The 1,208-nt window shown below is 41.6% G+C and carries 2 protein-coding genes and 1 pseudogene; all 3 read left to right on the forward strand.

The genetic code is table 11. The features are described from left to right. The first annotated feature begins 134 nt into the window (after positions 1-134). On the forward strand, positions 135-293 hold the full coding sequence (locus QUB35_RS39000; protein WP_333148438.1) for a hypothetical protein: 159 nt from the start codon (positions 135-137) through the stop codon (positions 291-293). Between the two features lie 119 nt (positions 294-412). Beyond that, positions 413-592, forward strand: coding sequence for a hypothetical protein (locus QUB35_RS39005; protein ID WP_445252106.1), 180 nt, complete (start codon positions 413-415; stop codon positions 590-592). A 194-nt stretch (positions 593-786) separates the two neighbouring features. Further along, positions 787-1,143, forward strand: a pseudogene (locus QUB35_RS39010) (ISAs1 family transposase); the annotation flags it as partial. Between the last annotated feature and the right edge of the window lie 65 nt (positions 1,144-1,208).

Below are 1,208 nucleotides of genomic sequence, written 5' to 3' on the forward strand. Positions count from 1 at the left end.
CGATTGGGACTTAGTTCATTTGTACTATTTCATCCCCTTTTTGTTGATGTGTGACAGTTGTGGGTGCGGAATGTGGGTTAGAAGGGAGTAGATTTTGTCAATACCCCCTTGTGTAGAAATACAATCGAATAATAATGATAATCAAACAAGGGAGAAGGGTGGGAGAGTCTGCCTCTGGAAGACTCTCCCAGCGACAGCGATTATCATTATTAATAAGTGGTTCGCTCGCTCTGGCGTGGCGGACGATCGACAATTGTGGCAGGCGATCGACAATTGTGGCGGACGATCGATAATTGTGGCGGACGATCGATAATAGTTGTACCGCAAGCGCTGGCGCATGATAGTTGCGGGCGTTGGTATTATCAAACGATAGAATTGACAAATAATTGAGCAATTGTAGAGGTCAGTAAATATGGCAAAAAGTCAAAAAACTAATCGCGACCACGCCAAAAAAACTACCCGACCAATGGTGGAAGACTCGGCGATTGCCTCGCAACTATCCGCATTATTAACACCGGCTATTACCTCACAGGAAAATTACTACCGTCAACTGGGTTTACGAGGCAGGGTAAGCTCATCTAATTGGGTATAATATGAACTTGACAAAGTTAACAAAATAAGCATAAGAGACTGTGTAGACAGCACACTTGACTCCTAACACAGATCAGTGAGATGACAGTAATACTGTAGTTGAAAACCTCAAAAATACCCTATATGTTTCAAGGCGTTAACAACAAAAATGCCGAGGCTCAGAAAAATTGTCCTGCTGAGAGAAAACTAACCGAAGTGGCAGATATCGGGTGTATTCAAAAAAGTTTAGTTCAGCACTTCCAAGAGATCAAAGAGTCCAGAGTGGAGAGAACTAAGAAACATCAACTCACAGATATCTTAGTAATTGCGATTTTAGCAGTAATTGCTGGAGCGCAAGGATGGGAAGATATGGAAAATTATGGCATTAGCAAAAAACAGTGGTTAGAAAAGTTTTTGGCATTACCTCACGGTATTCCCTCTGATGACACCTTCGGTCGGGTATTTGAATTTATTAATCCCGAAGAATTGAATCGTTGTTTTCTTCAATGGGTAGAAACCCTTATCACCAAGATGGGAGGAGAAATAATCCCCATAGATGGGCAGGGTAAACGCATCTAATTTTGTATAAATTGTACTTGACAAAACGCCACCAAGAGGAAAGGGATTTTTTCTTAGTC

The organism is Microcoleus sp. B13-B6, from assembly GCF_036705405.1.
In the GTDB taxonomy this organism is placed as follows: domain Bacteria; phylum Cyanobacteriota; class Cyanobacteriia; order Cyanobacteriales; family Microcoleaceae; genus Microcoleus.